The organism is Chryseobacterium sp. 2VB (genome assembly GCF_005503635.1).
Taxonomy (GTDB): domain Bacteria; phylum Bacteroidota; class Bacteroidia; order Flavobacteriales; family Weeksellaceae; genus Chryseobacterium; species Chryseobacterium cupriresistens.
The window spans coordinates 1-5,116 of sequence record NZ_SCNC01000051.1; the positions used below are offsets into that span (position 1 = coordinate 1).

General features: G+C 34.3%; 3 protein-coding genes and 2 tRNA genes. 2 read left to right on the plus strand and 3 right to left on the minus strand.

Translation table 11 applies throughout. From position 1 onward, the window contains the following. Positions 1–416: 416 nt before the first annotated feature. Together prmA and FFS26_RS22295 are read left to right on the plus strand one after the other, a co-directional pair. Complete coding sequence (gene prmA, locus FFS26_RS22290) at positions 417–1,244, plus strand: 50S ribosomal protein L11 methyltransferase (RefSeq protein ID WP_137906183.1); 828 nt, start codon at positions 417–419, stop codon at positions 1,242–1,244. Positions 1,245–1,268: 24 nt separating this feature from the next. After that, positions 1,269–2,108, plus strand: a complete 840-nt coding sequence (locus tag FFS26_RS22295) for an SH3 domain-containing protein (RefSeq protein WP_110010824.1) — start codon at positions 1,269–1,271, stop codon at positions 2,106–2,108. Positions 2,109–2,210: 102 nt separating this feature from the next. On the opposite strand, the gene FFS26_RS22300 is transcribed toward FFS26_RS22295, so the two are convergent. The 3 genes from FFS26_RS22300 to FFS26_RS22310 form a co-directional block, all read right to left on the minus strand. Then, the gene (locus FFS26_RS22300) at positions 2,211–2,951 is read right to left on the minus strand and encodes a helix-turn-helix transcriptional regulator (protein WP_137906184.1); all 741 of its coding nucleotides are present in this window, start codon (positions 2,949–2,951) and stop codon (positions 2,211–2,213) included. A gap of 1,310 nt (positions 2,952–4,261) precedes the next feature. Then, positions 4,262–4,335: transfer RNA gene (locus tag FFS26_RS22305), tRNA-Arg, on the minus strand. A 14-nt stretch (positions 4,336–4,349) separates the two neighbouring features. Further along, a tRNA-Pro gene (locus FFS26_RS22310) sits at positions 4,350–4,424 on the minus strand. Between the last annotated feature and the right edge of the window lie 692 nt (positions 4,425–5,116).

Below are 5,116 nucleotides of genomic sequence, written 5' to 3' on the forward strand. Positions count from 1 at the left end.
AGAAGTGAGGACATTTCTAAAGCACAATATACTTCCTGAGTTATTTAGCCAAAACTGTTCTCTCACCCCTTTTGCTTTGTATGTAAATTTATTCTTTTGCAAACATAGGAGCCCAAACTTACAATCTTTCGCATTTTAAAAAATCTACATAGCCTTTAGGATAGAAAAAATAAGTTTCGGCTGAAGCCAATGGAAATTTGTCATGATTTTGAAGACGGGCTAAAACCCGCCTCTATTGAAAATACGATGCAATCATCTGTGTCATCCGTATAATTTGTGGGAGAAAAAATTCACAAATAAACTTTTTTACTACATCCACAATTTAAAAAAACATAAAACTCCCCGGTTTCAGCCAAAAATGACTCCATCATTTTTTTAACAGTAATAACATTAGTATTTTTGCAGAAATTATTCACATGCAAAATTATTTAGAATTCAATTTCAAAATTTCTCCATTACAACCCTGGAATGAGATATTAATGGCAGAGCTTATAGAAATAGGCTTTGACAGCTTTACAGAAGAAATTGACGGAATTTTAGGATATATCCAGACAGATTTGTTTCACGAAGATCAGTTGAAAGGACTTCCGATCTTTGAAAACGAAAACGTAAAAATCGAATTTTCTTTTGAAGAAATGCCGAATATCAATTGGAACGAAGAATGGGAAAAGAATTTTTCTCCAATTAATATCGATGATAAAGTACTGATCAGAGCAGAGTTCCACGAATCTGTACCGGGAATGCATGAAATTATCATTCAGCCTAAAATGTCTTTCGGAACGGGGCATCACCCTACAACCCATTTGATGATCCAGCAAATGATGGATATTGATTTCAAGGGTAAAAAAGTATTGGATATGGGATGCGGAACTTCCGTATTAGCCATTTATGCAAAACAGCAGGGTGCCGGAGATACCAAAGCTATCGATATTGATGAATGGTCAGTAGAAAACTCAAAAGAAAATGCAGTAAGAAATAATGTAGAACTGGATATTGAACAGGGAACCGCAGAAAACTTAGGAAAAGAAAATTATGATATCATTTTAGCCAATATCAACAGGAATATCCTGATTTCAGATATCCCAACCTATGTTTCTGTATTGAATGACGGTGGAAAATTATTACTTTCAGGCCTTTGCTTCTTTGATGTAGATGATATTCTGGAAGTATGTAAAGAGAGCGGACTAGAGCTTAAAAAGAAGTTGCAGCGTGAAGAATGGGTAAGTCTTCTGCTTGAAAAATAACACACAAAAAAACAAAATACGAATATGAAAACTTTATGGACAGCTTTACTTTTACTGATGCTGCAGTTTTTTACAGCTCAGGAAAATGAAGTATATGCAGATGGTATCTTTGGTTTTGAAGAAAATAAAACGCAGAAGATCTTTACAGATTGGACCCGGGTGAGATTAGATCCCACAGTAAATGCCCGGATTGTAGATTCACTTCAGACCAATCAGCAGATAATGGTTCTGAAAAAAGAAGAAGGCATTCTGAAATTGGGAGAAAGAGCTGCCAACTGGTATAAAATATCATATCAGAAAGGTGAAAATACAGTGGAAGGATATATTTGGGGTGGTAATCTTTGTGTAGGATACCGCAATAAAAACGGGTACGATTTCCTTTTTGGGCTTTCCAAAACAATTGACAGGAAGAACAAAGAATTCAATGAGACTGAAAAGCAGAATATTGCCGGAATCAAAGTAATGGAAGGAAGTATACTTATGGATGAGGTATATTTTGATACAGGAAAAGGAGAGGAGCTAAGTTTCGGATCTTTCAATATAGAAAGCAGCCACAAGTTTCAAAATGTAGAATTTACTCTTAAAGCTTCAGTTTCCGGAGAAGCCTGTGGAATTGCCGGCTATGATCAGTACGTTCTTTTTAAAGATAAAAAACTGATTGCTCTTCCGCAATTAATGAATGTAGGGGATGCCGGTGCTTTTTATCACAGTGAAGAATATATTTTTCCAAATGATAAAGGAGGAATTCCCAATGCATTTATCTTAAAAGTGGAAGATATGGAAGTAGATGAGAAAGACAGAGAGAAGAAAAAACATTCTTCCAAAACTTACCTTTGGAATGGAAATACATACAGACTGAAATAAAATCAGAATGTAATTAAAATCCCTCAATTACGGTTGAGGGATTTTTAGTATAATGTCATGATGAAACCCATTTGCAGATAACCACCATCGTTTTCATTAAAATTATTCAGTTTCAGCTATTGATTTGATAGATTGATAGAGATCACTTTCTGCATCAAGGTATAATTTTTTGCGTAAACGGTATTTCTTTGTTTGTACAGATCTGTGCTCCATTGAAGAATATTGTGCAATTTCTTTTGAAGAGAATCCTAACCATATCATAGCACAGAAAGATAAATCGGAATGAGAAAGACGAGGATTGATTTTTAAAAGCTGCTGGCAGACTTCAGGATAAGTCTTCTGAAATAGTGATAAAAAGCCAACACTGTTTTTCTTTGCCAGCTGGATGATCTGCTCATGATTTTCACTGAGCTTTCTTTTTAGAATTTTTGTTTCTTCTTCCTGCTGAAGAATGATTTGTTTGCTTTCTACAAGCTTTTTTTTCTTTCTTTTAATCTGCTGATAAAAATAAAGAGACAATACAGTAATGATTACAAATGAAATCCCTCCATACCATAAAACTGCTTGATTTTTAGCTTTCATTTTTTCTTCCTCATCTTCTTTAGTTATTTTATTGAAAGATAATGTGATAGCACTGCTAAGGTTATTGTATATACTATCATTTAGTGAGGCTGCTTTATTTAAATATTCAACTTCTTTGTCAGTTTTTTTTAGCGCCTTGTACACCGAGGCAAGCAATCTGTAATCATTTAAAATCAGCTGAGGTCTGTCTACTTCTTTTGCCAGTTTAACAGATTGGCTGAAAGCATTAATAGCCTCGTTATTTTTTTTCTGTACCTGCATAAAAATGCCATAATCATATAAGGCTACTGCTCTTTGGTACTTATTATGCTTAAACCTTTGGGTTTCTAACAGGTCAAAGGCTTTTTTAAAATAAGAGTTGGCTGAATCTAAATTCCACTTGTTTATTGTATAATGCCTTGCTATATGGGCTATATCTAAGGATTGGGATCAATTTTCATAGCTTTATGGAGATAGATAAGTGATGAGTCCAGCTGTTGAGTTCCGCTGAAATAAACCGCCCGGGTTGAATAGACATACCGTAAGAAAAAACGGCAGTCCTGAGCCTTGTTAGACAATCTCGTTCTGAGTTCTTCATTGGTTTTTATAAGTAAAGTATCTATTTGCTGTGCATTATAGTGTTGTGGAAACAGTTTTGAACAACAAAATGTAAAAATCAGGCAATAGATTATTCTATTAAAGTTTTTCAATGTCTTCATGGCCATAGAATAAATACTTTATTAGAGTTAATACAAGAATTAAATATGATGCAAGACAAAATTGAATTCATTATGTTACAGACTTCAGTTTATTAATTCTTGTCATTAAGTACAATGCCGGTTATAAAAAAACGGGTGGGATTATTAATCCCACCTGTAGGCATCATAAAGGTTTTTTGATCTACTTTGTGTTTTAGAATCGATAACTTGTTTGCAATTTCAAAAAAAAAACAATCGGGAAGAATAATAGAATACATCATATATACATCATTTTATTTTTGTGCCATCTTCAAGGTTGTATATTGTGTTGTATGCATGATGTATATTCATAGCGTGTGAGTACTGTATATGGGCTTTACTATGGAGTAGCTGTTATGTTTGTTCTTTGCGCGAAGATGTAATCAAGAAATAAAAAATAATTTATTAACAAGGGTGAGTGATTCTTTACCTGTGTTTTTTACTAAGAATTAATACTGCAAATCCTACTTTTAAAATAGATATAAAATAGATCTACTGATGAAAAATGAACAATAAATCAAATAATACATCAGAATCATATGGGCTTATACGGTTACAATGAGATATCTTATATAAGCTATACATTGATTTTTCAACAGGAAGGATAAGTTATCCGGTTAATAAACTTTTATTTTCAATAAATAATGATGAATCCGGATGCCCTATTTCTTTTTTTTTCGTTTGAGTAATTGTAGGTATTAAAACAAAGAGACTTAATGTTTCCGCAAGTCTTATATGAGCGCGAAAGGATTCGAAGTTTTGCCGTCCGATTACAAATCGGGATGCTCTATTTAGTAATTATGGTTTGAGGGAATAAAAACAAAAAAGACTCACTGTTTCCAATAAGTCTTTATGTGAGCGCGAAAGGATTCGAACCTTTGACCGTCTGCTTAGAAGGCAGATGCTCTATCCAGCTGAGCTACGCACCCTAAATTTTTTTAAGTCGGGGCGGCAGGATTCGAACCTGCGACCTCCTGGTCCCAAACCAGGCGCGATGACCGGACTACGCTACGCCCCGAAGGTGTCATCAGTAACGAATTTTACTTCGTTTTTGCGGTTGCAAAGGTACAATACTTTTTGGAATAAAAAAATAAAATAAGGAATAATTTTTAATTAATTTTTCATGAGTGCTTCTTGATTAATTGTACATATTTAAAAATCATAGTCTTATACTGTTTTTATAATCCCATGCTAACGGAGAAACAAAAGACTTACTGTTTCCAATAAGTCTTTATGTGAGTACGAAAGGATTCGAACCTTTGTCGTCCCGATTGAAATCGGGATGCTCTATTCAGTAATTATGGTTTGAGGGAATAAAAACAAAAAAGACTCACTGTTTCCAATAAGTCTTTATGTGAGTGCGAAAGGATTCGAACCTTTGCCGTCCCGATTGAAATCGGGATGCTCTATTCAGTAATTATGGTTTGAGGGAATAAAAACAAAAAAGACTCACTGTTTCCAGTAGGTCTTTATGTGAGCGCGAAAGGATTCGAACCTTTGCCGTCCCGATTGAAATCGGGATGCTCTATTCAATAATTATGGTTTGAAGGAATAAAAACAAAAAAGACTCACTGTTTCCAGTAAGTCTTTATGTGAGCGCGAAAGGATTCGAACCTTTGCCGTCCCGATTGAAATCGGGATGCTCTATTCAATAATTATTGTTTGAGGGAATAAAAACAAAAAAGACTCACTGTTTCCAGTAAGTCTTTA

What these genes read in the sequence shown, in the direction of transcription:
- prmA (WP_137906183.1), top strand. Translation starts at nt 417, where the DNA reads ATGCAAAATTATTTAGAATTCAATTTCAAAATTTCTCCATTACAACCC.
- FFS26_RS22295 (WP_110010824.1), top strand. Translation starts at nt 1,269, where the DNA reads ATGAAAACTTTATGGACAGCTTTACTTTTACTGATGCTGCAGTTTTTT.
- FFS26_RS22300 (WP_137906184.1), bottom strand. Translation starts at nt 2,951, where the DNA reads ATGCAGGTACAGAAAAAAAATAACGAGGCTATTAATGCTTTCAGCCAA.